The organism is Trabulsiella guamensis ATCC 49490 (assembly GCF_000734965.1).
Classification (GTDB): Bacteria; Pseudomonadota; Gammaproteobacteria; order Enterobacterales; family Enterobacteriaceae; genus Trabulsiella; species Trabulsiella guamensis.
In genome coordinates this window covers 13,410-39,952 of the sequence record NZ_JMTB01000107.1, presented here as the reverse complement: position 1 = coordinate 39,952, position 26,543 = coordinate 13,410, and the positions used below count along the sequence as shown (strand labels likewise).

The 26,543-nt window shown below is 54.5% G+C and carries 22 protein-coding genes, 4 tRNA genes and 1 pseudogene; 4 read left to right on the top strand and 23 right to left on the bottom strand.

The annotated features are described in order from the left end of the window. Complete coding sequence (gene hemY / locus GTGU_RS18230; RefSeq protein WP_038160424.1) at window positions 1–1,197, top strand: protoheme IX biogenesis protein HemY; 1,197 nt, start codon at window positions 1–3, stop codon at window positions 1,195–1,197. Between the two features lie 492 nt (window positions 1,198–1,689). On the opposite strand, the gene GTGU_RS18225 is transcribed toward hemY, so the two are convergent. From GTGU_RS18225 to trxA, 19 genes and pseudogenes are all read right to left on the bottom strand, one after another. Then, a tRNA-Pro gene (locus GTGU_RS18225) sits at window positions 1,690–1,766 on the bottom strand. 42 nt (window positions 1,767–1,808) lie between these two features. Continuing rightward, window positions 1,809–1,895: transfer RNA gene (locus tag GTGU_RS18220), tRNA-Leu, on the bottom strand. Window positions 1,896–1,914: 19 nt separating this feature from the next. Further along, a tRNA-His gene (locus GTGU_RS18215) sits at window positions 1,915–1,990 on the bottom strand. Between the two features lie 66 nt (window positions 1,991–2,056). After that, window positions 2,057–2,133, bottom strand: a tRNA-Arg gene (locus GTGU_RS18210). A 102-nt stretch (window positions 2,134–2,235) separates the two neighbouring features. Next, window positions 2,236–3,621 carry a bifunctional threonine/serine APC transporter ThrP gene (thrP, locus tag GTGU_RS18205; protein WP_038160421.1) on the bottom strand — a complete coding sequence of 462 codons (1,386 nt, stop codon included), beginning with the start codon at window positions 3,619–3,621 and terminating at the stop codon, window positions 2,236–2,238. 211 nt (window positions 3,622–3,832) lie between these two features. Further along, window positions 3,833–4,574: pseudogene (gene wecG, locus GTGU_RS18200) on the bottom strand (lipopolysaccharide N-acetylmannosaminouronosyltransferase). Window positions 4,575–4,585: 11 nt separating this feature from the next. Beyond that, entirely contained in the window at window positions 4,586–5,932 is a 1,347-nt protein-coding gene (gene wzyE, locus GTGU_RS18195; RefSeq protein ID WP_038160419.1) for an ECA oligosaccharide polymerase, read from the bottom strand. Continuing rightward, a complete protein-coding gene (locus GTGU_RS18190; RefSeq protein WP_038160416.1) occupies window positions 5,929–7,008 on the bottom strand; it encodes a TDP-N-acetylfucosamine:lipid II N-acetylfucosaminyltransferase in 1,080 nt (359 codons plus the stop codon). Before GTGU_RS18190 ends, wzyE begins: the two co-directional genes overlap by 4 nt. Continuing rightward, window positions 7,005–8,255: a lipid III flippase WzxE gene (gene wzxE, locus GTGU_RS18185; RefSeq protein ID WP_038160413.1), complete on the bottom strand. Its 1,251-nt coding sequence runs from the start codon at window positions 8,253–8,255 to the stop codon at window positions 7,005–7,007. The genes GTGU_RS18190 and wzxE overlap by 4 nt, the downstream gene beginning before the upstream one ends. A 1-nt stretch (window position 8,256) precedes the next feature. Further along, window positions 8,257–9,387 (bottom strand): dTDP-4-amino-4,6-dideoxygalactose transaminase, encoded by a 1,131-nt coding sequence (gene rffA / locus GTGU_RS18180; RefSeq protein ID WP_038160407.1) that lies wholly within the window; start codon window positions 9,385–9,387, stop codon window positions 8,257–8,259. A gap of 4 nt (window positions 9,388–9,391) precedes the next feature. Beyond that, entirely contained in the window at window positions 9,392–10,066 is a 675-nt protein-coding gene (gene rffC, locus GTGU_RS18175; protein ID WP_038160405.1) for a dTDP-4-amino-4,6-dideoxy-D-galactose acyltransferase, read from the bottom strand. Then, window positions 10,044–10,925 carry a glucose-1-phosphate thymidylyltransferase RfbA gene (gene rfbA, locus GTGU_RS18170; RefSeq protein WP_038160403.1) on the bottom strand — a complete coding sequence of 294 codons (882 nt, stop codon included), beginning with the start codon at window positions 10,923–10,925 and terminating at the stop codon, window positions 10,044–10,046. Before rfbA ends, rffC begins: the two co-directional genes overlap by 23 nt. 18 nt (window positions 10,926–10,943) lie before the next feature. Then, window positions 10,944–12,011: a dTDP-glucose 4,6-dehydratase gene (gene rffG / locus GTGU_RS18165; RefSeq protein ID WP_038160483.1), complete on the bottom strand. Its 1,068-nt coding sequence runs from the start codon at window positions 12,009–12,011 to the stop codon at window positions 10,944–10,946. Then, window positions 12,008–13,270, bottom strand: a complete 1,263-nt coding sequence (gene wecC, locus GTGU_RS18160; RefSeq protein ID WP_038160400.1) for a UDP-N-acetyl-D-mannosamine dehydrogenase — start codon at window positions 13,268–13,270, stop codon at window positions 12,008–12,010. Before wecC ends, rffG begins: the two co-directional genes overlap by 4 nt. Continuing rightward, window positions 13,267–14,397 carry a non-hydrolyzing UDP-N-acetylglucosamine 2-epimerase gene (wecB, locus tag GTGU_RS18155; protein WP_038160397.1) on the bottom strand — a complete coding sequence of 377 codons (1,131 nt, stop codon included), beginning with the start codon at window positions 14,395–14,397 and terminating at the stop codon, window positions 13,267–13,269. The genes wecC and wecB overlap by 4 nt, the downstream gene beginning before the upstream one ends. 58 nt (window positions 14,398–14,455) lie before the next feature. Next, entirely contained in the window at window positions 14,456–15,502 is a 1,047-nt protein-coding gene (wzzE, locus tag GTGU_RS18150) for an ECA polysaccharide chain length modulation protein (protein ID WP_038160394.1), read from the bottom strand. A gap of 13 nt (window positions 15,503–15,515) precedes the next feature. Next, complete coding sequence (gene wecA / locus GTGU_RS18145; protein ID WP_038160480.1) at window positions 15,516–16,619, bottom strand: UDP-N-acetylglucosamine--undecaprenyl-phosphate N-acetylglucosaminephosphotransferase; 1,104 nt, start codon at window positions 16,617–16,619, stop codon at window positions 15,516–15,518. Window positions 16,620–16,856: 237 nt separating this feature from the next. Continuing rightward, on the bottom strand, window positions 16,857–18,116 hold the full coding sequence (gene rho, locus GTGU_RS18140; protein ID WP_038160391.1) for a transcription termination factor Rho: 1,260 nt from the start codon (window positions 18,114–18,116) through the stop codon (window positions 16,857–16,859). Window positions 18,117–18,448: 332 nt separating this feature from the next. After that, window positions 18,449–18,778: a thioredoxin TrxA gene (gene trxA / locus GTGU_RS18135; protein ID WP_038160387.1), complete on the bottom strand. Its 330-nt coding sequence runs from the start codon at window positions 18,776–18,778 to the stop codon at window positions 18,449–18,451. Between the two features lie 152 nt (window positions 18,779–18,930). On the opposite strand from trxA, the gene rhlB reads away from it, so the two are divergent. Next, window positions 18,931–20,196: an ATP-dependent RNA helicase RhlB gene (gene rhlB / locus GTGU_RS18130; protein ID WP_038160384.1), complete on the top strand. Its 1,266-nt coding sequence runs from the start codon at window positions 18,931–18,933 to the stop codon at window positions 20,194–20,196. Window positions 20,197–20,200: 4 nt separating this feature from the next. Further along, window positions 20,201–21,691, top strand: coding sequence for a guanosine-5'-triphosphate,3'-diphosphate diphosphatase (gene gppA, locus GTGU_RS18125; RefSeq protein WP_038160477.1), 1,491 nt, complete (start codon window positions 20,201–20,203; stop codon window positions 21,689–21,691). A 1-nt stretch (window position 21,692) separates the two neighbouring features. On the opposite strand, the gene rep is transcribed toward gppA, so the two are convergent. From rep to GTGU_RS18105, 4 genes are all read right to left on the bottom strand, one after another. Continuing rightward, window positions 21,693–23,714 (bottom strand): DNA helicase Rep, encoded by a 2,022-nt coding sequence (gene rep, locus GTGU_RS18120; protein ID WP_038160381.1) that lies wholly within the window; start codon window positions 23,712–23,714, stop codon window positions 21,693–21,695. A gap of 100 nt (window positions 23,715–23,814) precedes the next feature. Next, entirely contained in the window at window positions 23,815–24,543 is a 729-nt protein-coding gene (pnuC, locus tag GTGU_RS18115; protein ID WP_038160378.1) for a nicotinamide riboside transporter PnuC, read from the bottom strand. Further along, a complete protein-coding gene (locus GTGU_RS18110) occupies window positions 24,543–25,292 on the bottom strand; it encodes a nucleoside phosphorylase (protein ID WP_038160375.1) in 750 nt (249 codons plus the stop codon). Before GTGU_RS18110 ends, pnuC begins: the two co-directional genes overlap by 1 nt. A 35-nt stretch (window positions 25,293–25,327) precedes the next feature. Further along, entirely contained in the window at window positions 25,328–26,029 is a 702-nt protein-coding gene (locus GTGU_RS18105; RefSeq protein WP_038160373.1) for a Crp/Fnr family transcriptional regulator, read from the bottom strand. Between the two features lie 194 nt (window positions 26,030–26,223). Here GTGU_RS18105 and ppiC point away from each other — a divergent pair, with 194 nt between their 5' ends. Further along, complete coding sequence (ppiC, locus tag GTGU_RS18100; protein ID WP_004886861.1) at window positions 26,224–26,505, top strand: peptidylprolyl isomerase PpiC; 282 nt, start codon at window positions 26,224–26,226, stop codon at window positions 26,503–26,505. Window positions 26,506–26,543 lie beyond the last annotated feature (38 nt).

The following is a 26,543-nucleotide window of genomic DNA, read 5'->3' as shown; positions in this document are numbered from 1 at the left end:
ATGCTGAAAGTGTTATTGCTCTTTGCGTTGTTGATCGCCGGGATTGTGCTCGGCCCGATTGTCGCCGGTCATCAGGGTTACGTGCTTATCCAGACGGATAACTACAACATTGAAACCAGCGTTACTGGTCTGGTGATCATTCTCGTTCTGCTGATGGTCGTGCTGTTCGCCGTTGAGTGGCTGTTGCGCCGTCTTCTGCGCACCGGCGCGCATACGCGCGGCTGGTTTGTCGGCCGTAAACGTCGTCGTGCCCGTAAGCAGACGGAACAGGCGCTGCTGAAACTGGCGGAAGGCGATTACCAGCAGGTTGAAAAGCTGATGGCGAAAAATGCCGATCACGCTGAGCAGCCGGTGGTGAACTATCTGCTGGCAGCGGAAGCGGCCCAGCAGCGCGGCGATGAGATACGCGCGAATCAGCACCTGGAACGCGCCTCAGAACTTGCCGGCAACGACATCATCCCGGTAGAAATTGCTCGTGTGCGTTTGCAGCTGGCGCGCAACGAAAACCACGCAGCGCGCCATGGTGCCGACAGATTGCTGGAAGTGACGCCACGTCACCCGGAAGTCTTGCGTCTCGCGGAGCAAGCATTTATTCGTACCGGTGCCTGGAGCTCGCTGCTCGATATTATTCCGTCTATGGCGAAAGCCAACGTAGGAGATGATGAACATCGTGCCGCGCTGGAACAGCAGGCGTGGATTGGGCTGATGGATCAGGCGCGCGCTGATCAGGGCAGCGACGGTCTGCGTGAATGGTGGAAGAATCAGAGCCGGAAGACCCGTCACCAGGTCGCCCTGCAGGTGGCAATGGCGGACCATCTCATTGAATGTGACGATCATGACACCGCACAGCAGATCATCATCGACGGCTTAAAACGTCAGTATGACGACCGGCTGGTGCTGTTGATCCCGCGGCTGAAAACCAACAACCCGGAACAGCTGGAAAAAGTGCTGCGGCAGCAAATCAAAACTGTGGGCGATCGCCCGCTGCTGTGGAGCACGCTCGGCCAGTCGCTGATGAAACACGGCGAATGGCAGGAAGCGAGCTTCGCCTTCCGCGCCGCGCTAAAACAGCGCCCGGATGCCTTTGACTACGCCTGGCTCGCCGACGTGCTTGACCGTCTCCATCAGCCTGAAGAAGCGGCCACCATGCGCCGCGACGGTCTGATGCTGACCCTGCAGAACAACCCGCCGCAATAATCCTTCCGCTCGTGGTATGGCGAGCATATAAAAAAACGCCTGCGCTGTTTCCAGTGCAGGCGTTAAAACAGGTCTGTTTGACAACATAAATAGGTGCTTCACTCAACGTTATGTCCATGGTGTTTGATGAGGCCGAAGCGACATCTGTCTGTGGACGATAAGCACCGTAAATGGCTCTGCATCATTCCTGAGTTTATGAGGCCCTAAGGCGAGCATAAGAGATGGAATGAGCATCTACACGCATATTATTGCACAACGCGTGCCAGAGTTGCATCCCCATTCTGCGTGGCTTCGCAACCTTTAAGAATTGATGAGATGTCGCCGAACGGAGACATAAACGAACGATATGGAAAAAGACCAAGTAAAATCAGTAAATTATATGTCACCTGTTGGCAACAGGGCTCAAACGGGTTGTCGCGATGTGGAGACGGCGGGATAACACATTGGTATGGCGCAGAAAACAAAAAACCCCGCCGAAGCGGGGTTCAAAATTGGTCGGCGAGAGAGGATTCGAACCTCCGACCCACTGGTCCCAAACCAGTTGCGCTACCAAGCTGCGCTACTCGCCGAAATACTGCTTTTTTGAATTTTTAGTTCAATCTGTTAAGTCGTGGTGCGAGGGGGGGGACTTGAACCCCCACGTCCGTAAGGACACTAACACCTGAAGCTAGCGCGTCTACCAATTCCGCCACCTTCGCATATCACAACTTCAAATAATGGGGTGGCTAATGGGATTCGAACCCACGACAACTGGAATCACAATCCAGGGCTCTACCAACTGAGCTATAGCCACCACTGTATTCTTTCACGCGGCCCTGCTTAACTTCACAGACCACCGCAGCTCCAGCGCCGGGTAAAATGGCGCGCCCGACAGGATTCGAACCTGAGACCTCTGCCTCCGGAGGGCAGCGCTCTATCCAGCTGAGCTACGGGCGCTTAGCGCCGTTGCGGGGGTGGATAGTACGGACTTAAGGCGCGCCTGTCTAGTGCTTTTTTTAAGAAAATGCGCGTTTGGTTATGCTTTGCGCATTTTGCCGCTTATTCCCTCACCTTGTCTGCCGAACCATGACGATTCAGGCCAAACACGTTGTAAATCAGCGTCACTGCGGCCAGAAAGATAATGCCGACAAACAGCGACATACGCGTGTCGTCATTGAATCCCATGCCGATTAACACGCAAACCAGGAACGCCATCGTCAGATAGTTCGCCCAGGGAAACAATATTGAACGGAAAGGATGGCTGGCGATGGCTTCCTTGTGCGCATGACGAAAGCGCAACTGGCTAATCAGAATGACGAACCACGGCACCATTCCTGGCAATACACTGGCGCTATAAACATAGACAAATACCCGCTGCGGATTGGGGATGATGTAGTTCAGGCAGGAGCCGAGCAACAAAATGATGATGGAGATGGTCACGCCCGCTACCGGCACACCGCTGCGGGACAGTTTTGCCACGCCTGCGGGCAACTGACGGTTTTTCGCTAACGCGTAAAGCATACGTCCGCAGCTGTACATGCCGCTGTTACAGCCGGACAGTGCGGCCGTCAGCACCACAAAGTTGATGATCCCGGCCGCCGCAGTAATACCAATCTTCGCGAAAGTGAGAACGAACGGGCTGCCGTTGGTACCAATCTCATTCCACGGGAAAATGGTGACGATAACGAAAATGGCGCCAACATAGAAAATCAGGATACGCCACAGCACCTTGCTGACTGCACTACGCAATGTCACCTGCGGGTTTTTCGCCTCACCGGCGGTAATGCCGATGAGCTCAACGCCCTGATACGACGCCACCACAATACAGAGTGCGGTCAGAAATCCTTTCCAGCCCCCGGCGAAGAAACCGCCGTGTTCCGTCAGGTTGCCGAAACCTACCGAATGTCCCCCATTCCCGAAGCCGAAAAAAATCACACCCAGTCCGACCACAATCATCACAATGATGGTGGTAACTTTGATCATCGCGAACCAGAACTCCAGCTCACCATACAATCTGACCGCTGCGAGGTTCGCCAGCGCTACCAGCGCCACCGCAATAATGGCGGGTATCCATTGGGGAAGCTCAGGGAACCAGAACTGCACATAGACGCCGATGGCAGTGATTTCGGATATACCTACCGCCATCCACATAAACCAGTAGGACCAGGCGGTTAAATAGCCGAAGAACGGACTCATATAGCGGTGCGCGTAAACGGCGAATGAGCCCGCTACCGGCTCAAGGAACAGCATTTCGCCCATCGATCGCATGATGAAGAAGACAAACAGACCGGCCACGATATAAGCCAGCAGAACGGAAGGGCCGGCCCATTTCAGGGTGCTCGCGGCTCCCATGAACAGACCAACGCCAATGGTGCCCCCGAGGGCGATTAATTCAATATGACGGGCTTCCAGACCACGCTGGAGCTCCGGTTTTTTCTCAGCCATAGATCCTCTTGTGTTTGCATTGTTCCGGTCATTGCCGGTTATTTTTATGAGTAACGTGCTTTATCGGATGGTGAAGAGCAGTCAAAAAATGCAGCAGACTGCCATTCAGGCAGCGAATGGTTTAACAATTTCTGAAAAATGGCAAACAAAGTCTTAAAAAACTGGAAGCATTGCACAATAATCGTTCAATGCTTCCAGTTAAGAGCGAGGATCAGAGCTGGCCGGTGTAATGCCAGCGGAGATAGCGGAGGAGTTTCAGTTGCCGCTTAATGCGGCTCGGTTGTGAGAGCAGACGGTAAAGCCATTCCAGCCCCAAATTCTGCCAGACTTTCGGCGCACGTTTGACGTGCCCGGTGAAAACGTCATAGGTGCCGCCGACGCCCATGTATAACGCGCCCGGATAGACCTGGCGGCAGTCACGCATGAAAATTTCCTGCTTCGGCGACCCCATCGCCACAGTGATAATTGCCGCCCCACTGTCGCGGATACGTTCAAACAGCGCCTGACGCTGTTCTGGTGGGAAATAACCATCCTGGCTGCCGACAATATTAACATTCCACTGCTGGCGGAGTTTGTCGTCGGTCTGCGCCAGCACGTCCGGCTTACCGCCGACTAAAAATACTGGCGTCCCTTCCGCCCCGGCTCGCGCCATCAGCGCTTCCCACAGATCAGCGCCCGCCACGCGGGAGACGTCTGCCTGCGGGTATTTTTTTGCGTACCGAGCGCACGACGCTGATGCCGTCGGCGTATTTAAATTCCGCAGCCTCAATCAGTGTTCTGACTTCGGTATTCCCTTCGGCGGCCAGCATTTTTTCCGCATTAATGGCGACCAGCGTGCCGGATTTCAGCGTTCCACCCGCGTAGAGGTAATCCAGCGCATGTTGCATGTTACGCCAGCCGATAAGTTGTAAGCCACGCAGTGTGTACAGCGGCGCGGAGGTTGGATCAGTCATGAGGTTCCTTATCAGACCTGAGGTTGCGACAGGGGGCGTATCCGCTTGTGGATCAACCCTGCGTTTTCCAGGAGCCAGTACAACAGTTTAGCAATCAGCAGACAGAGACCGAAAACCACAAGGAAAAAGACGACGCGCGAGGTGAAGGAGTCCAGACCCTCTCGCGCCAGGACAATCATGTTGAAAATCGCGCCAAAGCAGAAACTGTGCAGGATCGCTGCCTTATAGCGGTTCGTTTCCTGGTTCCCCAGCGCATACAGCCAGTCAAACCACTTGATAATAAGCCCGACGACCACCGCGCCCAGCGGGATAAACCAGACGCCGCCCATCACCACAAGCGAGCCAATCAGTGTCGGGGAAATCGCCAGCCCGGAATGGTTGTTCAGCACTTCCCAGGTAAAATAGTTTGCGGTATTGAGCACCATGCCCGGACGATCCGGCCACAACCAACCCGGGATAAAGACGTAGAAATCACGTGCAATCGGCGCGAGCCCCTGAAAATCGATCTTGTCGTAATTTTGCAGTAGCAGCGCGAGGTTTTCCCAGGGTGAGAAGGTGTCGCGGGTCAGATACAGGAACGTGTAAAACGCTTCATCACCGCTGACATTCAGACCATAGCGTTTCAGCGCCAACCAGAACATGCCGACAATGCCCAGCACGCCCGCCGCCGCCAGCATCCACAACGAGATCCAGCCGCGAATAATGCCAATGAACAGGAAAATAGCGAAGGCGATAATAATATTGGCGCGTGTACCGCCGACAATAGCGTACGTCAGCAAGCCGAACGCGACCGTACTGATGAGGAAAAAGCACCACGCTTTCCAGCCCGGACGCAGAAAATAGACCACCAGCATTGCCGGAATAAAGAAGTAGAAGAAGCGCTTCAACGCTACACCGGAGACTTCGCTGGAAAAGATCTGGCTGTAAGAGTGGAGCTTAAACAGCAAAAAACCGTTATGCATGAAGAAGGTGCCGACACTCAGCAGCGCAATCCCCATCAGTATCATCCAGGTAAGATGTGCTTCTACCCGGTTAATGGTAAACAGCGGGCGACGCGGCGCCGATGACGTAACGGTACGCAGGCGCGTTTTATAGGTGACGTAGTAAACGGCATAGAAACAGACCGCAGCCAGCAGCGTCTGCAGCAGGATGTCCGGCGGCGCGACACCGACGTCGAAACGGAACACCAGCGTGCAGGTCAGCGGGAAGCCGAAGAAAAAGGTCAGGAGAAACAGCAACGAGAAAAAGACGTTGAAGTTAAAACGCACACGACGAAATTCGAAGTACGTCAGCGTGGCGATAAACAGCGACGACAGCAGCCAGACCACGAACAACCCGGTAAATTGCATCAGACTCATGCGCGCTCTCCTGCGGCGACACGCAGCGCCTGATGCCATGGCTCAAGGTATTTCGGCCGGAAAAACGCGATCTGGCTTTTATCAACGGCAAGCAGTTGCCGTTGTGCCTCCCGCAGCACCTGTGCATTGAGCGGATCGGTGGTGAACAACACCGGAATATGTTGCTCGGCCATATCCTGCCAGAAAGGATTTTCGCGGTTCAGCACACAGGGCACGCCCGCCTGAATTAACAGACACAGCGTGCCAATCCCCTGCTGACGGGCAAAAATGAAATAGCCCGCATCGCAGCGGCGAAGCAAAGCCAGATAATCATCGAACGCCATTTTATCGCTGAGGATGTGCAAATTATCGCCACTGAAAAGAGCCAGCCCGGCACTGCGCACTTCCTCGATATAACGCGCATTGTTGGCCGGGTAACCCATCGGCACAATCACGTTGACCGTATCGCCAAACTGCTGATGCACAGCTTTCAGCGCAGCGATGTGTTCATTACTGGGATCCCCGGAGTTACCAACCAGAATCGTCAGTTTTCCTTCCCGTGGTGTGTCATTCACCATGTTATTGAGTGATGGGTCCATGCGCGTCGGGAAATAAAGCAACTCACCCGGCACACGCGGATGCAACTGCGCTAAATAATTCAGATCGCCTCGCGTCGCAAACACACGCCCGACACGCCCCTGCGCCATGCGGCGCAACGGGTAAAACAGACGGAATTTCCAGCCACGCGAGACCTCATACAGATCAGCGCCCCAGATATGCCAGTTGAACTGCTGCGGCTTAATACCGCCATTCAGCAACGCCAGCCACAGGCCGGTATTGAACTGCCCGTGAAAGAAGAAGCGCTGAGTACGATCCTGCTTTGCCCGGGCCACCACCGCCTGCGCCAGCGCTTTTTTGTCAGGGAAGAACGTTAATGACAGCGCCGGAAATGCGTCGCGAAAATCGTCCCCGGATCCTGCCACCATAAATTCGCGCGCATGCGCGCTCCCCGCCGCCAGCTCGTCGTTAAAGAAAGCCAGAACGGTTCGGTTATGGTGAGGGATATCCGATCCCAGTACGTGTATCAGTGCTGTCATGCCCGCCTGTACCAAAGTAAAAACACGCCACTACAGAGCGCAAAATAAACGATATACGTTGCCATATAGGCTTGTGCCGCCCCCAGTGCACCATGCGCCGGGATCAACCAATGCGAAAACGCCGTCAGCAAGGCAAACTGGCTGATTTCGGTCAGAATATAAAATCGCAGTGACGCTTTGGCGATTACCAGATAGCCATAAACGTAAGCGCCGACTTTTAGTACATCCCCCACCAGTTGCCAGGCAAAGAGATCGCGCATGGCGGTAAATTTCGCTGAAAACAACAACCAGATGGCGAAATCGCGCAGCAACCAGACGGTAAAACTGGCGGCTGCCACCGCAGGCAGAACAAATTTCAGCGATTTCACGATCTCGCGGGTGATCTCCGTTTTGGCCGTCAGCCGTGAGAGCGTGGGTAATAAATAAACGCTGAATGAGGCAGTGATAAATTGCAGGTAGGCATCAGAAATGCTGCTGACCCCTTGCCAGATCCCTACTTCATCCCAGCTGTAATGCGCTGCCAGCAGGTTTCGCATCATTATGTAGGCAACTGGCAACGTCACGGAAGTGATGAGCGCCATCAGCGTAAATTTGCCTAGCTGACTTGCCAGCCATTTATCCCACTGCGGTTTGAGATAGCGCAGCGGGATCGCGCCACGGCGGGAGAGCATCACTGCCGCCGGAATCACGACTAACGCCGGAACCAGCGCCAGTCCGAGCAGCGCGCCCTGATAACCGCCGAAGTGATAACAGGCGTAGTACGCCAGCACGCCGATAACGCTGCCGGTTATGAGCGACAGCGCATTGCCCGCGGCATCACGAAAGCCCTTCATCAACGCCAGCAGCAGATTCGCCCATGCGATCCCCATCTGCACCAGCGCCACCAGACGCACCAGCCCCTGGTAGTGCGTATGACCAAACAGCCCCTGGCTAATCGGCGCGGCGGCCAGCACAAAAATCACCGCCAGCAGCGAAGAAAACCCCAGCACCATCGCTGACGAGGTGCCGACCACTTTCTGCAGTTGATCCGGCGAGTCATGATACTGGGCGACAAATTTGGTGATGCCGTTGAAGATCCCGGCCCCCGCCAGCACCCCGAGTACCGTCACCAGCTGACGAAAGTTACCCGCCTGCCCGACCCCGGATGGCCCAAATGAGACCGCCAGCAGTTTAATGACCAGCAGGCCTGCACCGATTTTTACCAGCGTGGACGCTGCCGTCCATACCGATGTTTTTGCCAGCGACATATCAGCCGAAGAAGCTCAGTAAAGAGTTAATTACCGTGCGCTGGTTAACTGACGACAGGTTATAGAACAGCGGCAGGCGCAGCAGGCGTTCGCTTTCGCGGGTGGTAAAACGATCTTCACCGTGGAATTCACCAAACGCTTTGCCCGCCGGGCTCGCGTGAAGCGGAATGTAATGGAACACCGCCAGAATTTCTGCTTCTTTCAGCCAGCTAATCAGCGCGCTGCGGTCGTCAATGTCGCGCAGCTTTATATAGAACATATGCGCGTTCTGTTTGCAGTCCGCCGGAATGGTGGGCAGCTCAATACGCCCGGTTTTCGCCAGCGGCAGCAGGGCATCATAATAGGTTTGCCACAGCGTCAGACGCTGCTGGTTGATGCGTTCGGCGGCTTCCAGTTGCGCCCACAGATAGGCGGCCTGAAGATCTGCCATCAGATAGCTCGAGCCGATATCCCGCCAGGTATATTTATCGACCTGACCACGGAAAAATTGACTGCGGTTCGTGCCTTTTTCGCGAATGATCTCCGCACGTTCGATCAGCGCACGTTCGTTAATCAGCGTCGCCCCGCCTTCGCCGCCAGCCGTGTAGTTTTTGGTTTCATGGAAACTGAAACAGCCAATGTGGCCGATCGTGCCCAGCGCGCGGCCTTTGTAAGTCGACATCACACCCTGCGCCGCATCTTCCACGACAAACAGGTTATGCTTTCTGGCGATAGCCATGATGGTGTCCATCTCGCAGGCTACGCCCGCATAGTGAACCGGCACAATGACGCGAGTTTTTTCGGTGATGGCGGCTTCGATTTTCGTCTCATCGATGTTCAGCGTATCAGGACGAATATCCACAAAAATGATTCTGGCGCCACGCAGCACAAAGGCGTTGGCGGTGGAGACAAACGTATAGCTCGGCATAATGACTTCATCGCCCGGCTGGAGATCGAGCAGCAACGCCGCCATTTCCAGCGATGCGGTACAGGACGGCGTCAGCAGTACTTTCGCGCTGCCAAAATGCTGCTCCATCCACTGCTGGCAACGGCGCGTGTAACCGCCATCGCCGCACAGCTTGCCGCTGCCCATGGCTGATTGTATGTAATCGATTTCGGTTCCCACCACCGGCGGCGCGTTAAATGGAATCATCTTCTCACCTGTATAGCCAGTAAGCGGTGCTCTCAATACTGGCACCGCTTTGTATGTAACGTTTAAGCGCGGCGGTGTTACCCATCTGGGTCGCCACCCGCAATGTTGTCAGCCCGCGTTGCTGCGCCCAGTAGATGGCCGCCTGCATCAGCTCAGCCCCGGCGCCACGACCCGCCAGCAAGCCGATACGCGCGTCTGTGTCGTTTAACTGCCGCAGCGACACAAAGGCGCGAATATTCCCATCTGCGGCGCGGAACACCAGGCATTGATGATCAAAAACGCCCTTCACGGCATTTTCAATCCATCGGGCATAGAAGCGTCCGCTGGCGTCCGGCGCATACCATGGCGCGCGAAAACGGCTCTGGGAAAAGGCCTGAGCCGCCTGCTCACGCAGCACCGGGATATCTGCGTCGCTGGCAATGTACGCCTGAGGATCGGTTACGTCGACGACCGGTAGAACCAAATCCACCTCGCCTTCCACCAGCCGGAAATCGAGCCGCTGTAATGCATCCAGCAAATCGGTGCGCTGCGCGGGGATTTTCGCCTGCACCCGCCACCAGCCCACCAGTCTTTCTGGCTTCAGCACCGGGGCGTCTTCCGTGAAACGCAAAATGGCGCTTTTCACGCCGAAAAATTCATTTTCCCACGACAGGGGTTCAATACTGGCGCGGACGTGCACGGATGATCTCCAGCAGATACTGACCGTAACCGGTCTTTGCCAGTTGCGTGGCAGAGCGTTTTAACGCCTCGTCGTCAAGCCAACCGTTGCGCCAGGCAATCTCTTCCAGACAGGCAACCTTAAAGCCCTGACGTTTTTCTACCGTCTGCACAAAGGTACTGGCTTCGATCAGGCTGTCATGCGTGCCGGTATCAAGCCATGCAAATCCACGGCCAAGTAGCTCAACGTTCAGCTTGCCGGCGTCCAGATACATCTGGTTAATGGACGTGATTTCCAGCTCGCCACGTTCTGACGGCTTCACCCGTTTGGCATATTCGACGACGTTGCTGTCATAGAAATAGAGACCGGTGACGGCCCACCTGGATTTCGGCTGCTTCGGTTTTTCTTCCAGCGAAATGGCGTTGAAGTTATCGTCAAACTCCACCACGCCAAAACGCTCAGGATCCATCACCTGATAACCAAAGACCGTGGCCCCTTCCGTACGCGCCGCCACTTTGCGCAGTTTTGGGCTGAAGCCCATGCCGAAGAAGATGTTATCTCCCAGCACCAGGCAGGAAGGTTCGCCGTTGAGGAAGGTTTCACCGATGATGAACGCCTGCGCCAGCCCGTCCGGACTGGGTTGTTCGGCATAGTGCAGTTCAATGCCGAATTCGGCGCCGTCGCCAAGCAACCGCTGAAAATAGTGCTTATCTTCCGGCGTGGTGATGATCAGAATTTCGCGGATCCCGGCCAGCATCAGTACGGATAACGGGTAGTAAATCATCGGCTTGTCGTAGATCGGTAACAACTGCTTTGACACGCCGCGGGTAATCGGATGTAACCGTGAACCGGAACCACCCGCCAGAATTATGCCTTTCATCGATATCCTCTCCAGGCGTCAGCCTTTGAGTCCGAGTCGCTCGCCCTGATAGCTGCCATCCTGAACCTGACGCCACCAGTGCTCGTTTGCCAGATACCACTGAACGGTTTTCCGCATGCCGCTTTCGAAGGTTTCACGCGGCGTCCAGCCCATCTCGCGGGCGATTTTCGCTGCATCAATGGCGTAGCGCAGATCATGCCCGGGGCGGTCTGTGACAAACGTAATCAGTGAGCGGTAGTTGTCGACACCCTGCGGTTTCTGGGGCGCAAGTTCTTCCAGCAAATCGCATACCGTCTCAACCACCTGTAAGTTTTTGCGTTCGTTATGACCGCCAATGTTGTAGGTCTCGCCGATTTTACCTGTTGTGACAACAAGATAAAGCGCTCTGGCATGATCTTCGACAAACAGCCAGTCGCGCACCTGTTGACCGTTGCCATAAACCGGCAGCGGTTTTCCCGCCAGCGCGTTGAGGATGGTCAGCGGGATCAGTTTTTCCGGGAAATGGTAGGGACCATAGTTATTCGAACAGTTAGTCACCAGTGTGGGCAGTCCGTAGGTGCGCAGCCAGGCGCGGACCAGATGGTCACTGCCTGCTTTCGAGGCGGAATAAGGGCTACTCGGCGCGTACGGTGTGGTTTCGGTAAAGAAATCATCGCTGCCGTGCAGATCGCCATACACCTCATCAGTTGAGATGTGATGGAAACGAAAAGCGGATTTTTTCGCTTCGGGTAACGCGCTCCAGTACAGGCGAGCCGCTTCCAGCAGTGTATAGGTGCCAACAATGTTAGTTTCAATAAACGCCGCCGGGCCATCAATGGAGCGATCAACATGGCTTTCGGCGGCCAGGTGCATCACCAGATCCGGATGATGTGTTGCAAACACGCGATCCAGCTCACCCCGCTCGCAGATATCCACCTGTTCAAAGGCAAAACGCGGATCTGCCGCCACCGGTGCCAGCGAGGCCAGATTCCCGGCGTAGGTGAGTTTATCCACCACCACCACGCTGTCTGACGTTTCATTGATGATATGGCGTACAACGGCCGAGCCAATAAACCCGGCACCACCGGTAACCAGGATCTTTTTCAACGCCATACTCCTTTAGTATCCACAATGTAGCGTTGTTGAACGCTTTCCGCGCTCCGCGCTTTAAACGCGGTGTGATCCACCAGCATCACCAGCACATCGGCGTCGTTCAACGCGTCATCCAGCGTGGCGAGACGGCAAAGCCCTTCCAGCTTTTTCGGCAACTGATGAATGTTCGGCTCCACCGCCAGCGTTTCACCACTGTGCCACTGTGCAATCAGTTGGGTAATTTCCATCGCCGGGCTTTCGCGAAGATCGTCGATATTCGGCTTAAAGGCCAGACCGAAGCAGGCAATCTTCAGCTCATTCGCGCGTTTGCCGCTGGTGGTCAGGCAATCTGCCACGGCGGCTTTCACCTGGTTAATCACCCAGTGAGGTTTGTGATCGTTCACTTCACGCGCCGTACGGATAAGCCGCGACTGCTCAGGATTTTGTGCGACGATAAACCAGGGATCGACCGCGATACAATGACCGCCCACGCCCGGTCCTGGCTGCAGGATATTGACGCGCGGATGGCGGTTCGCAAGGCGAATCAGTTCCCAGACATTAATCCCCTGGTCGGCGCAAATCAGCGAAAGTTCATTGGCGAAGGCGATGTTAACGTCACGGAAGCTGTTCTCGGTCAGCTTGCACATTTCGGCCGTGCGGGCGTTAGTGACCACACACTCTCCTTCGAGGAAGATGTTGTACAGCTCACTGGCGCGCGCCGAGCAGACCGGCGTCATGCCGCCAATCACACGATCGTTTTTAATCAGTTCGACCATCACCTGACCCGGCAGCACACGCTCAGGACAGTAGGCGATGTTGATATCCGCCTGTTCTCCCGCCTGCTGCGGGAAGGTTAAATCCGGGCGAGCGTCCGCCAGCCATTGCGCCATCTGTTCTGTTGCGCCCACCGGCGAGGTGGATTCGAGGATCACCAGCGCGCCTTTCTTCAGCACCGGTGCGATGGATTTAGCGGCCGCTTCCACATACACCATGTCCGGCTCGTGATCGCCTTTAAACGGCGTCGGCACGGCAATCAGATATGCATCGGCGGCTTCCGGCGTAGTGGTCGCACGTAAAAAATGCTGAGCGACGGCCGCTTTCACCACCTCGCCCAGTTCAGGCTCGACAATATGAATTTCACCGCGGTTGATGGTGTCTACCGCATGCTGATTGATATCAACCCCCACCACCTTTTTTTGCCGGGAGGCGAACGCCGCCGCCGTCGGTAGACCAATGTAGCCAAGGCCAATCACAGAAATGGTAGAAAAACTCATAGCGTTACCTGATTATTTTTAAGTGCGGTCAAAATACGGCTGCAGGCTTGCCCGTCCCCGTAAGGGTTATGGGCGCGACTCATTGTTTCGTATTCTTCTTCGTCACGCAGCAAGCGCGTGACCTCTTCGACAATGCGCTGACGATCGGTGCCGACAAGGCGTACCGTTCCGGCCTCCACCGCCTCGGGGCGCTCCGTCATCTCACGCATCACCAGAACTGGTTTCCCGAGCGATGGCGCTTCTTCCTGAATACCGCCGGAATCGGTCAGGATCAGCCATGCGCGATTCATCAACCAAACGAAAGGCAGGTAATCCTGCGGCTCGATGAGAATGACGTTATCGACATGACCGAGGATACGATTTACCGGCTCGCTCACGTTCGGGTTGAGATGAACCGGATAGACAATTTGAACATCCGGATGCTGCGCGGCGATCTCCGCCAGCGCATGGCAAATCTGTTCAAAACCACGACCAAAGCTTTCTCTGCGGTGGCCGGTGACCAGAATCATTTTTTTGCTGGCGTCGAGGAAGGGATATTGCTCAGACAGCCCGGCGTGCAGCGACGCATCTGTCAGTACGCGGTCGCGTACCCAGAACAGAGCGTCAATCACCGTATTGCCGGTGACGAAAATCTGCTTATCCTGCAGATTCTCACGCAGCAAATTCTGGCGGGAATTTTCAGTCGGCGCAAAATGCCAGACTGCCAGATGGCCGGTCAGAGTGCGGTTGGCCTCTTCCGGCCACGGGGAATACAGATCGCCGGTTCGTAAACCGGCTTCAACATGCCCGACGGGGATGCGCTGATAAAACGCGGCCAGGCTTGCCGCCACTGTGGTGGTGGTATCGCCATGTACCAGTACTACATCAGGTTTAAACGATTCCAGCACAGGTCGTAAACCTTGCAAAATACGGCAGGTAATATCGGTCAGCCCCTGTCCAGGGCTCATAATATTGAGATCGTAATCCGGTACGATGGAAAAGAGGGACAACACCTGATCAAGCATTTCACGGTGCTGTGCGGTTACGCACACTTTCGCCTCGAAGTGAGGATCCCTGGCCAACGCATGTACCAGAGGCGCCATTTTTATCGCCTCCGGTCGGGTGCCAAACACAGTAAGTACTTTCACGTCGATTCTCTTCGATAAGATGATGAGGATCGACTGATCCTCATCACACAAGGTGTATTCACTGAATACGACGTCGCGTCAATGCTACGCCTGCACCGATAAGTGCACCTACGATTCCCCACATCACCATCAGGAAAGCACGACGTGGGCTATCGCGCTTCACGGGTTCTTCCGGTGTTCGCAAATATCGATAGGTCTGAAAACGAGGATCCAGCGTCGGCCCGACATTCAGTGTCGTCAGCATCGCACGGTTCTGATCGTAATCCAGGTCAAAATCCGGACCTACGGCGCGCAGATTCTCCAGACGTGCCTGGAGCATCGGGCGCCCCAGTAAAAATAGCTCAGAGTCCGGTAATTGCTCGGCAGGTACATCGGTTTCACTGCGGGAAATATTATTCTGTTGCGCCACTTTCAGCGCTTCTTCAACGCTGTGCGTTTTACGATCGAAGATAGACTGCGCCACCTCTTCCTGGCGTTTGACCTGCGCCTTCATCTGGATGGTTCTGGCAGACCAGGCCCCTTTCAGTTCTTCGTTCAGATGACCCGCCGCGCGCTGGCTGGCAAAAGCAACATACTGACGCAGCAGGTTATTGGCATCCGCCGCCGTTTCCGCAGTCAGCTTGACGCTGTCGCTAATACTGCGCAGCGCATCGCCGGGCATAAACTGGATGTCATCGATAAGATCGTCAAGCAATGCAGCGTCGGCGCGGGAATTGCCTACCATTCGCTGCTTGTAGTAGTCAGTCTGATACCAGAACTCACGACGGGTATCCCATGAAGCGAGTTGCATGATGAACTCTTTGTAGGCGTCATCCATTACCGATGGCTGATCGACCGACGCCATATCGGCTTTGACGTCGAGATTGCGTAAAAACTGCTGCTGGGAATAATACCCGCCTAACATATTGACGGTAGGGCGGTCGGTGATTGCCGTCGCGCTCCACTCCTGGCGGGCAAAGAAAGTGTAACCCAGCGCAATCACCGCAAAGAGTAACGCAATCCCCACAATCCAGAACTTCCCCATCCATAGCGTACGAAACAGACCGCGAACATCCAGTTCATTCTCCGCGCCGACTGACTGTGCTCCTGGTAATGGTTGAGTCATCACTTCCCCAGCTTTACTTGGTTAAATTAGGATTGTTATCACTGTTCCTGCGCATCCTGCGCTTCAGACGTTTAATGAAACGCGCCACTTTCCAGGCACGCTTGATGCAATAACCGTACAGGAAAAAGGCTAGCAAGAATAATACCAACATGACCCACTCAGGAACGATATGAGTATATTCTGCAATTACACCAATTGATGCCAGTAGTGCCGCTGAAAGCGTAATAAGTACAAAAGCCTGACGGGAAGTAAAACCGGCACGCATGATCAGGTGATGAATATGCTGGCGGTCAGGCGAGAACGGGCTCATCCCTTTACGCAGGCGGCGGTACATAATAGCGACCATATCCATCAGTGGGATAGCGATAATCCACAGCGCGGTGACGGGGCTAATCGGATGGGTTTTGCCCTGCGTGGTTTCCATCAGGATCCAGATGACCGTGAAACCAATCAGCGTACTGCCCGCATCACCCATAAAGACTTTGTAACGGCGCCCAAGGATACCGAGGTTTAACATAATGTAAGGCAGGATGGCGGCGATCATCGCAAAACACCACATAGCCAGACTCTGTTGCCCGTCAAACCAGAGGATCATCCCCATGGCGGCAAACGACACACAGGATAATCCGCCCAGCAGACCATCAATACCATCAACCATATTGAAGGCATTGATCGCGGCCCAGACGGCAAACAGCGTGAGGAAAAAACCGAATGGTCCGAGCACCAGTTCCCAGGAACCGAAAATGTAGCCCAGACTGCTCAGGTAGAGTTTGCCAAAGACCATCATCACGACGCCGACAGCAGCCTGTACTGTGGCGCGAATTTTAACGCTGATATCAAAGCGATCGTCCAGCGCACCGACCAACACCAGCGCACCCGCGCACATCAGATAAAGCGCGGCATGAGGAATGTAGTAGTTAACGATCCCAAACGTAAAACACAGACCAGCATAAACCGAAATTCCCCCCACCAGTGGAATAAGACCCTGGTGACGCTTTCGGAAGTTTGGTTTATCCACTAAACCGACCTTTTTAGCTACCTTGCGTGCAAAAAAAAGGAACAGGGTTGTGAATAAAAAAATACTGATCAGATCAGCACCTGCAGTCAGCAAATTCACAATAAATGCTCTCAGCAAATAGTAATGGCGAAAGTATACCTATGATGGCCCCTCATCAGAAGAGGAAGTCGGATGAGATTCACCGAATCAGACTGTTTTTCATACAAAAAAATTGCGCTTACATCACTGATTTGGATAAATGGTTATCATCCGCATATTTGGGTTAGTTTCCACTGAAGTATGTCCTTAAAAAACAAAAACGCCACGCGGGGCGTGGCGTTTTTCGTTTAAGGCGAATTACGAACGTTTCATCATGTCGAAGAAATCGTCGTTGGTTTTGGTCATCGCCAGCTTATTAATGAGGAATTCCATCGCGTCGATTTCGCCCATCGGGTGAATGATCTTACGCAGGATCCACATTTTCTGCAGTTCTTCTGACGTGGTCAGCAGCTCTTCTTTACGTGTACCGGAACGGTTGTAGTCGATAGCCGGGAAGACGCGTTTTTCAGCGATCTTACGGGAGAGGTGCAGCTCCATGTTACCGGTGCCTTTAAACTCTTCGTAGATAACTTCGTCCATTTTGGAGCCGGTATCGATCAGCGCCGTAGCGATGATGGTCAGGCTTCCGCCCTCTTCCACGTTACGCGCGGCACCGAAGAAACGCTTCGGACGATGCAGGGCGTTGGCATCCACACCACCAGTCAGCACTTTACCGGAAGCCGGTACGACGGTGTTGTAAGCGCGCGCCAGACGAGTGATGGAGTCGAGCAGGATGATGACGTCTTTCTTGTGTTCAACCAGACGCTTCGCCTTCTCGATGACCATTTCCGCAACCTGAACGTGGCGGGAAGCCGGTTCATCAAAGGTGGAAGCCACGACTTCGCCTTTCACCAGACGCTGCATCTCGGTCACTTCTTCCGGACGTTCATCAATCAGCAGCACCATCAGCACACAGTCTGGATGGTTGTAAGCAATGCTCTGCGCGATGTTCTGCAGCAGCATGGTTTTACCGGCTTTCGGCGGTGCGACGATCAAGCCACGCTGCCCGCGACCGATTGGCGATGCCAGATCCAGAACGCGTGCCGTTAAATCTTCAGTTGAGCCGTTACCACGCTCCATACGCAGGCGGGAATTCGCGTGCAGCGGAGTTAAGTTTTCGAACAGAATCTTATTACGCGCGTTTTCTGGTTTGTCGTAGTTTACTTCGTTAACTTTCAACAGCGCAAAGTAACGCTCACCCTCTTTGGGAGGACGAATCTTACCAGAGATGGTGTCACCAGTGCGGAGGTTGAAACGGCGGATTTGGCTGGGGGATACGTAGATGTCATCAGGGCCGGCGAGGTAGGAGCTGTCTGCGGAGCGGAGGAATCCAAATCCATCCTGCAATATCTCCAGCACACCGTCGCCAAAAATATCTTCGCCACTCTTCGCGTGCTGCTTCAGGATGGCAAAAATAATGTCCTGCTTGCGCATACGAGCCAGGTTTTCCAGCCCCATATTTTCGCCGAGAGTAATCAGCTCAGAAACCGGCGTATTCTTTAATTCGGTAAGATTCATAATGGTGTGGGTTCTTAAACTCGGGGTAAATCTCGAACTTAATGTTGTGAATGGTATGGCAGGGTCATCCATGCCTGTTTACGGCCATCAACTCACGTCTGTACGCTGCCTGGTTACAGGAAAAAAACGCAGAACTGAAACGACATGACGGAATGAGTGACAAGCCCGGAATTTTTCTGCTTCACGCGTATTGAATACGGGAAGCGTCGGGTAAAACAAGATTCAAACAAAGGTATGTTTAAAACGAAGTCAAAACTAACTTAGCACGACTGAAGGCAGGCGTCCAGCGTTCCACATTAATTAGGAATACCGAACGCCTGAATCCAAAAGGGTTACGCCTGGTTGGCGTCCAGGAACTCTTTGAGCTGACCTTTGGACAGCGCGCCCACTTTGGTCGCGATCACTTCGCCGCCTTTAAACAGCAGCAGCGTCGGGATGCCGCGGATACCGTATTTCGGTGCAGTGCCCGGGTTCTCGTCAATGTTCAGTTTAGCCACGGTCAGTTTGCCCGCATACTCAGTAGCGATCTCATCCAGAATCGGGGCGATCATTTTGCACGGACCACACCACTCTGCCCAGAAATCGACGAGGGTCAGCCCCTCAGCCTTGAGTACGTCCGTGTCAAAACTGTCGTCAGTCAGGTGAATAATTTTATCGCTCATATTTAACTCCGCAGGAATAAGCCTGGTGCGTTGGTGTAGCATTAATCAACAATCAACGACACGTTGATGTTGCTTTAGCCAACTAAAAGGTTGACGTTATTTCACCGGATACGCTTTCTTAATGCAATAGTAAGCTGATATTCTACCACACTATGAGCAAAACACATTTAACAGAACAGAAGTTTTCCGACTTCGCCCTGCACCCAATGGTGATTGAAGCCCTTGAAACTAAAGGGTTTCATAACTGTACGCCCATTCAGGCGCTCGCACTGCCGCTGACGCTGGCGGGTCGTGACGTTGCCGGGCAGGCGCAAACCGGTACCGGCAAAACGATGGCGTTTCTGACGTCAACGTTTCATTATCTTCTCTCTCACCCCATGCCAGAAAACCGCCAGGTTAACCAACCGCGCGCGTTGATCATGGCGCCGACGCGCGAACTGGCAGTGCAAATTCATGCCGATGCCGAGCCGCTGGCGAACGCAACGGGCCTGAAGCTCGGGCTGGCTTACGGTGGCGACGGCTACGACAAACAGCTGAAAGTGCTGGAAAGCGGTGTCGATATCCTGATTGGCACCACGGGTCGTCTCATTGATTACACCAAGCAAAACCACGTTAACCTCGGCGCGATTCAGGTGGTTGTGCTGGATGAAGCCGACCGCATGTATGATCTGGGCTTCATTAAAGATATCCGCTGGCTGTTCCGCCGCATGCCGCCGGCGAATCAGCGTCTGAACATGCTGTTCTCCGCAACCCTTTCTTACCGCGTTCGCGAACTGGCGTTTGAACAGATGAACAACGCTGAGTACGTCGAAGTCGAACCGGAACAAAAAACTGGCCATCGTATTAAAGAAGAGCTGTTCTACCCTTCCAACGACGAAAAAATGCGTTTGCTGCAAACGCTGCTGGAAGAAGAGTGGCCGGATCGCACCATTATTTTCGCGAACACCAAGCACCGTTGCGAAGATATCTGGGGTCATCTGGCAGCCGACGGCCATCGCGTGGGTCTGTTGACCGGCGATGTGGCGCAGAAAAAACGTCTGCGCATTCTGGATGAATTTACCCGTGGTGATCTCGATATTCTGGTCGCGACCGATGTTGCCGCGCGTGGCCTGCATATCCCGGCCGTAACACATGTGTTCAACTATGACTTACCGGACGATTGTGAAGACTACGTTCACCGTATTGGCCGTACTGGCCGTGCCGGCGCCAGTGGTCATTCGATAAGCCTGGCCTGCGAAGAGTACGCACTGAATTTACCAGCGATTGAAACCTACATCGGTCATTCAATTCCGGTCAGTAAATACAATTCGGACGCACTAATGACGGACTTACCGAAACCGTTGCGCCTGACCCGGACTCGTCAGGGTAATGGACCGCGCCGTTCTGGCACACCGCGTAACCGTCGTCGCTCAGGTTAAAAATATGCTCAGCTCTACCTCGCACTCGCTTTATGCGGCTATTGATCTCGGTTCGAATAGTTTTCATATGCTGGTCGTGCGCGAGGTGGAGGGAAGCATTCAGACCCTTACCCGCATCAAACGCAAAGTGCGTCTGGCAGCGGGTCTGAACAGCGAAAACCGTCTTTCTGCAGAAGCCATGGAACGTGGCTGGCAGTGTTTGCGGCTCTTCTCTGAACGTCTGCAGGATATCCCCCCGACCCAAATCCGTGTTGTGGCGACCGCCACCCTTCGTCTGGCCATCAACGCCAGTGAATTTATCGCTAAAGCGCAAGTGATCCTCGGTTGTCCGGTACAGGTCATCAGTGGTGAAGAAGAAGCGCGCCTGATTTATCAGGGTGTGGCGCACACCACCGGTGGCGATGATCGTCGTCTGGTCGTGGATATCGGCGGCGCCAGCACAGAGCTGGTGACGGGAACCGGCGCGCAGGCAACTTCGCTGTTTAGCCTGTCGATGGGTTGCGTCACCTGGCTTGAGCGCTACTTTACTGACCGTAATCTGGCGCAAGAACACTTCGATGAGGCCGAACGCGCGGCGCGTGAGGTGCTGCGTCCGGTCGCGGATAACCTGCGTTACCACGGCTGGAAAGTCTGCGTGGGCGCCTCCGGTACGGTGCAGGCGCTGCAGGAAATCATGATGGCGCAGGGAATGGACGAGCGCATCACGCTGCCGAAACTGCAGCAACTGAAGCAGCGCGCCATTCAGTGCGGGCGTCTGGAAGAGCTTGAAATCGAAGGGCTGACGCTGGAGCGCGCGCTGGTATTTCCCAGTGGCCTGGCTATTCTCATCGCCATTTTTACCGAGCTGGACATTCAGTGCATGACACTGGCTGGCGGCGCGCTGCGTGAAGGGCTGGTGTATGGCATGCTGCATCTGGCGGTGGATCAGGACATCCGCAGCCGTACGCTGCGCACTATTCAACGCCGTTTTTTGGTGGATACCGAACAGGCTCAGCGCGTGGCGAAACTCGCCGCGCGGTTTGCAACCGCAGTGGAAGCGCACTGGGAGCTGGAGCCGATTAGCCGCGAGCTGATGCTGAGCGCCTGCCAGTTGCATGAGATTGGGCTGAGCGTCGATTTCAAACAATCGCCACAGCACGCTGCTTATCTGGTGAGGAATCTGGATTTGCCGGGATTTACGCCTGCGCAGAAAAAACTGCTGGCGACACTGGTACTCAATCAAACCAACCCGGTGGATCTGCCATCGCTACATCAGCAAAACGCAGTGCCTCCGCGCGTGGCTGAGCATTTGTGTCGTTTGCTGCGTCTGGCCATTTTGTTCGCCAACCGTCGTCGTGATGATCTGCTGCCGGAAATCACACTGCATGCCCACGGCGAACAACTGACGCTTACTCTGCCAGAACACTGGCTGGCGGAGCATCCGCTTGGGGCGGAAATGGTTGAGCAGGAGTGCCAGTGGCAGAGCTATGTCCACTGGCCGCTTGACGTAAAGTAACTTACTTTTCTTTCGCTTTTGCCAGCATCGCCCGAATATTTGCCACGTTTGCCTGACCTTTGTGCATTCGTTCCTCTGCGGTAATGACCTTACGCTCCTGCTCCCAGATCACATCATCCTGCGGCAGTTCCAGTAAAAAACGGCTCGGTTCCGGGCGCACCAGTTCGCCATACTGACGGCGCTCTTTGCACAACGTGAAAATCAGCTCTTTCTGTGCGCGGGTAATGCCCACGTAGGCCAGCCGGCGCTCTTCATCGATATTGTCTTCGTCGATGCTGCTCTGGTGCGGCAGAAACCCCTCTTCCATTCCGACCATAAACACATACGGAAATTCCAACCCTTTCGAGGCATGCAGCGTCATCAGTTGAACCTGATCCATATCTTCTTCACTCTCGCCGCGCTCCATCATGTCGCGCAGCGTAAAGCGGGTCACCACCTGGGTCAGCGTCATGGGCTCGTCCAGTTCGGAACCTTCCAGCATTTCCGTCATCCAGCTGAACAGCTGGTTGACGTTTTTCATGCGCATCTCTGCCGCTTTCGGGCTGGGCGAGGTTTCAAACAGCCAGGATTCATAATCGATGCCGTGGATCAGATCGCGTACAGCGGCAACCGGCTCGCGCTCTGACAAACGCTGGATCTCGCCGAGCCAGTGGGTAAAGCGCGTTAACGCGTCATAACCGCGTCCTGACAGGGTTTGCGTCAACCCCACGTCGAAGCTGGCGGTGAACAGGCTCTTGTTGCGCGTGGATGCCCATTCCCCCAGCTTTTGCAGCGTCGCCGGGCCGATCTCGCGCTTTGGCGTATTCACAATACGCAGAAATGCGCTGTCGTCATCCGGGTTGGTCAGCACACGCAGATAGGCGAGCAAATCTTTGATTTCCGGGCGGGAGAAAAACGAGGTACCGCCGGAAATCTTGTACGGGATGCGGTTCTGCATCAGCATTTTTTCAAATACCCGCGACTGATGGTTGCCGCGGTAGAGAATGGCGTAATCCTTATACTGCGTTTTATTCACAAAGTGATGGGCGATGAGCTCCCCGGTCACACGCTCCGCTTCGTGTTCCTCATGGTTTGCGCTCAGCACTTTCAGCTCCGGCCCATAACCCAGCTCCGAAAACAGACGCTTTTCAAAGACATGCGGATTATTAGCAATCAGGATGTTTGCCGCTTTCAGAATGCGACCCGATGAACGGTAGTTTTGCTCAAGTTTGATCACCTGCAGCGCCGGGAAATCCTGGCTGAGCAGCACCAGGTTCTGCGGACGCGCGCCGCGCCAGGAGTAAATCGACTGGTCGTCATCGCCCACCACGGTGAAGCGGGCGCGGGCGCCCACCAGCAATTTTACCAGTTCATACTGACTGGTGTTGGTGTCCTGATATTCATCCACCAGCAGATAGCGGATCCGGTTCTGCCAGCGTTCGCGCACCTCTTCATTGCGCTGCAACAGTAGTGTCGGCAGCAGGATCAGATCGTCGAAATCCAGTACATTGCAGGCTTTCATGTGCGCGTCATATAAACCGTAACAGTGCGCGAAAATGCGGTCCCGTTCGCCTTTCGCCTGCGCGGCGGCCTGTGCAGGTGTCAGCAGATCGTTTTTCCAGTTGGAGATCGTCGAGATCAGCTGTTGCAGCAGGGTTTTGTCGTCATCAATCAACCCTTCGGTCAGCTCTTTCAGCAGTGCCACCTGATCGGTATCGTCAAACAGCGAGAAGTTCGATTTCATCCCCAGCGCGGCAAATTCGCGTTTGATTATCTCCAGCCCCAGCGTGTGGAACGTCGAGATCATCAGCCCGCGAGCCTCTTTGCGGCCAAGCGTTTGCGCCACGCGTTCTTTCATTTCGCGCGCCGCCTTATTGGTAAAGGTCACCGCAGCGATATGCCGCGCCTGATAACCGCAGCCACGGATCAGATGCGCGATTTTATTGGTGATCACGCGGGTTTTACCTGAGCCGGCCCCCGCCAGCACCAGGCAGGGTCCAGTAACAAATTCGACGGCTTGCTGCTGTCCGGGGTTTAAACGCATGGGAATATTACTCAATCTTCGAACGGGGAAGGGATTGTAGCAGAAACCGGGACCGATGGAGCAGCAGGCTGCCCTTTCAGGCAGCCTGAAAATGAATCAATCAGGCAGCAGGAGCAGCCAGCGGCGCATAGCCGTTGCGTTTCGCGCTGATAATCCAGCTGTAAGATCCCATCACCGCAATCGCGGTCAGCAGGACATATTCGAGCGACATCGCGTAAACGCCCTGCACTGCGTAGATAACCACGCTAATCACGTCGATAAGCACCCAAAGCAGCCAGTTCTCGACGTATTTGCGGGTCATCAGCACCATCGCCGCAATCGACAGCACCAGCATGGTGGCGTCCCAGAAGGGGAAGGCATCCGGCTGCAAATCGGGCATCGCCACTGAAACGCCCACCATCTGCAATACTGCAAGCATAATGCGGGTCAACAGGGTGAAGACCGGATCGATAAAAAACGTCATCAGCAAGATAGCGGCAACACACACGCCGCTCAGCATGAGCGTTTGCTGGCGGGAAAGCCAGCGCACCTTCAGCTCCGCTTCATTGGCTTCGTTCTGACGGCTCCAGGCATACCAGCCATAAATGTTGGCCGCGAAGAAAAACACTTGCAGCAACAGGCTGGCATAAAGCTGGATCTGGAAAAAAATCGCGGCGAACAGCGTGACGTTAATCAGACCGAACAGATAGTTAATGATCTTTTCGCGGCTGGCATACCAGATGCACAGTAAACCGAATACGGTGCCGATGGCTTCAATCCACGACAGGGCATAGCCGCCTTCGCCGAGAGGAATGTTGACCATCACATTGTTAATACTGAAAAAGTCCATCATTGCTCTCCTTGCTGGCTATCGGAATAGATGGCGTGCAGCGCCAGGGAAATCTGATGCGCTTCCCCCTGCAGGCACAACGCATCCTGCTGAACAAAATCATTGATACTGCTATCGAGGCTACCGTTATGCGTAACGACCACGTTCAGCAGTGACGCTGTCCGTAAGCCGCGCAACGACCCGACCACCATCAGCGCTGCGCTTTCCATGTCAGCGCCGAGGATGCCGCGCGCGGACCATTCGGCATCCAGAGCCGCCTCGTGATCGGTATAGAAACTGTCATGGCTGCGTACCAGCCCACAAAAGGCGGAGATTTGCAGCTGCTTTGCTTGCTGAATTAACAGGGTGGTTAATTGCGGGTCAGCACACGCGGGATAACTGGCTGGTGCATAGGTTTTGCTGGTACCTTCGTCTGCGACTGCGCCCTGCGCGATAACCACATCACCAGGCACCAGAAAATCCTGTAGTGCGCCGCAGCTGCCAATGCGAATCAGCGTTTTTATGCCTGTCTGGCGCAGTTCTTCTATGGCGATAGCAGTGGATGGCCCGCCGATCCCCGTCGATACGACCAGGATTTCAACGCCCCGATACCAGCCACGCAGCGAACGAAACTCCCTGTTCTGCCCCAGCAGTTCAGGGTTATCAAGAAACTGAGCGATACGATCCACCCGCTGCGGATCGCCCGGTAACAGGGCATATTGCGCACCTGTGCTGCTCTCGCTGAGTCGAATATGTGGTTGAAGCGACATTCCCCCGTCTCCTTATCTTTCATCTGACTGCAGATTCAGATGCCAGCCTCCTCTTTGAGCTTATCGGGGGCTAACAGCATAATTCGCTCACCGTCGGTGTCGATAATCTGTAACGTTTTCAGATCGTGCAAAATGCGGTTAATACTGCGTGTGGTTGCCGCAAATTCCTGACTGAGATTTTGCTTATCAAGCAAAATCGTGGGTGTTCCCTGGTGTTGATACCGCTGCCACAGCGTCTGGCAAACGCGCTGATGCAGCGAATACAAATTGTCGCTGCTGGCTTTTTTTGACAGCTGGTAATACTGCTGACTAAAAAACCGTAGCATCCGCTGATTAAAATGGTTATCTAATGCCAGCCAGCGAAAAAAATGTTCCTGCGACAGCGTGAGTAATTGCGTTGGGCTGACCGCGGCAACGGAACAGATGTAATTGCGTGACTCGAAGACCTCCAGCTCGCCCAGCATGTCGCCTTTGCAGTAATGCGCCTGCCGATAACGCCGGCCATCTTCGGCTTCAAAAAAGACATCCACCTCGCCGGTGACAATCAGCGAAAATTGCTGGCAAATGTCACCCTGACGGCAAATCAACGCCCCGCGCGGAAGGTCCTCAAAGCGCCAGCGTTGCATGATCTCAAGCGGGCAGTATTTGAGTAATTCATACAGCACAGGATCGCGGACCACCTGGGTCAGCCCTGAAAGCCAGTCACCTGAAAATTCTGTGTTTTTCATTGTGTTCATGTTATCTCGCTCTCTTGCCGGAAGGACAGGACGGGCGTCCCGGGCTATGTGGTATTCCGTGGACAAAACTGTTGCTCATCTCCCGCTTCATTAAACCGGACGGGACATCTGTCCTGGGCTGTCGAAGAGTATATGTCTGAGACCCTAAGGAGTGATAAAGTGGCGGGCAACCTTTGAGAAGTGAGAACGGAATAATGGCAAAAACGGCAGCAGCACTGCACATTCTTGTTAAAGAAGAGAAACTGGCTCTGGATCTCCTGGAGCAGATTAAAAACGGCGCCGACTTCGGCAAACTGGCGAAGAAACACTCGATCTGCCCGTCAGGCAAACGTGGCGGCGATTTAGGCGAATTCCGCCAGGGCCAGATGGTTCCGGCATTCGATAAAGTTGTGTTCTCCTGCCCGGTGCTCGAGCCAACCGGCCCGCTGCATACGCAGTTCGGTTACCACATCATTAAAGTGCTGTACCGCAAGTGATAAAAAGCCCGGTGGCGCTGACGCTTACCGGGCCTGCA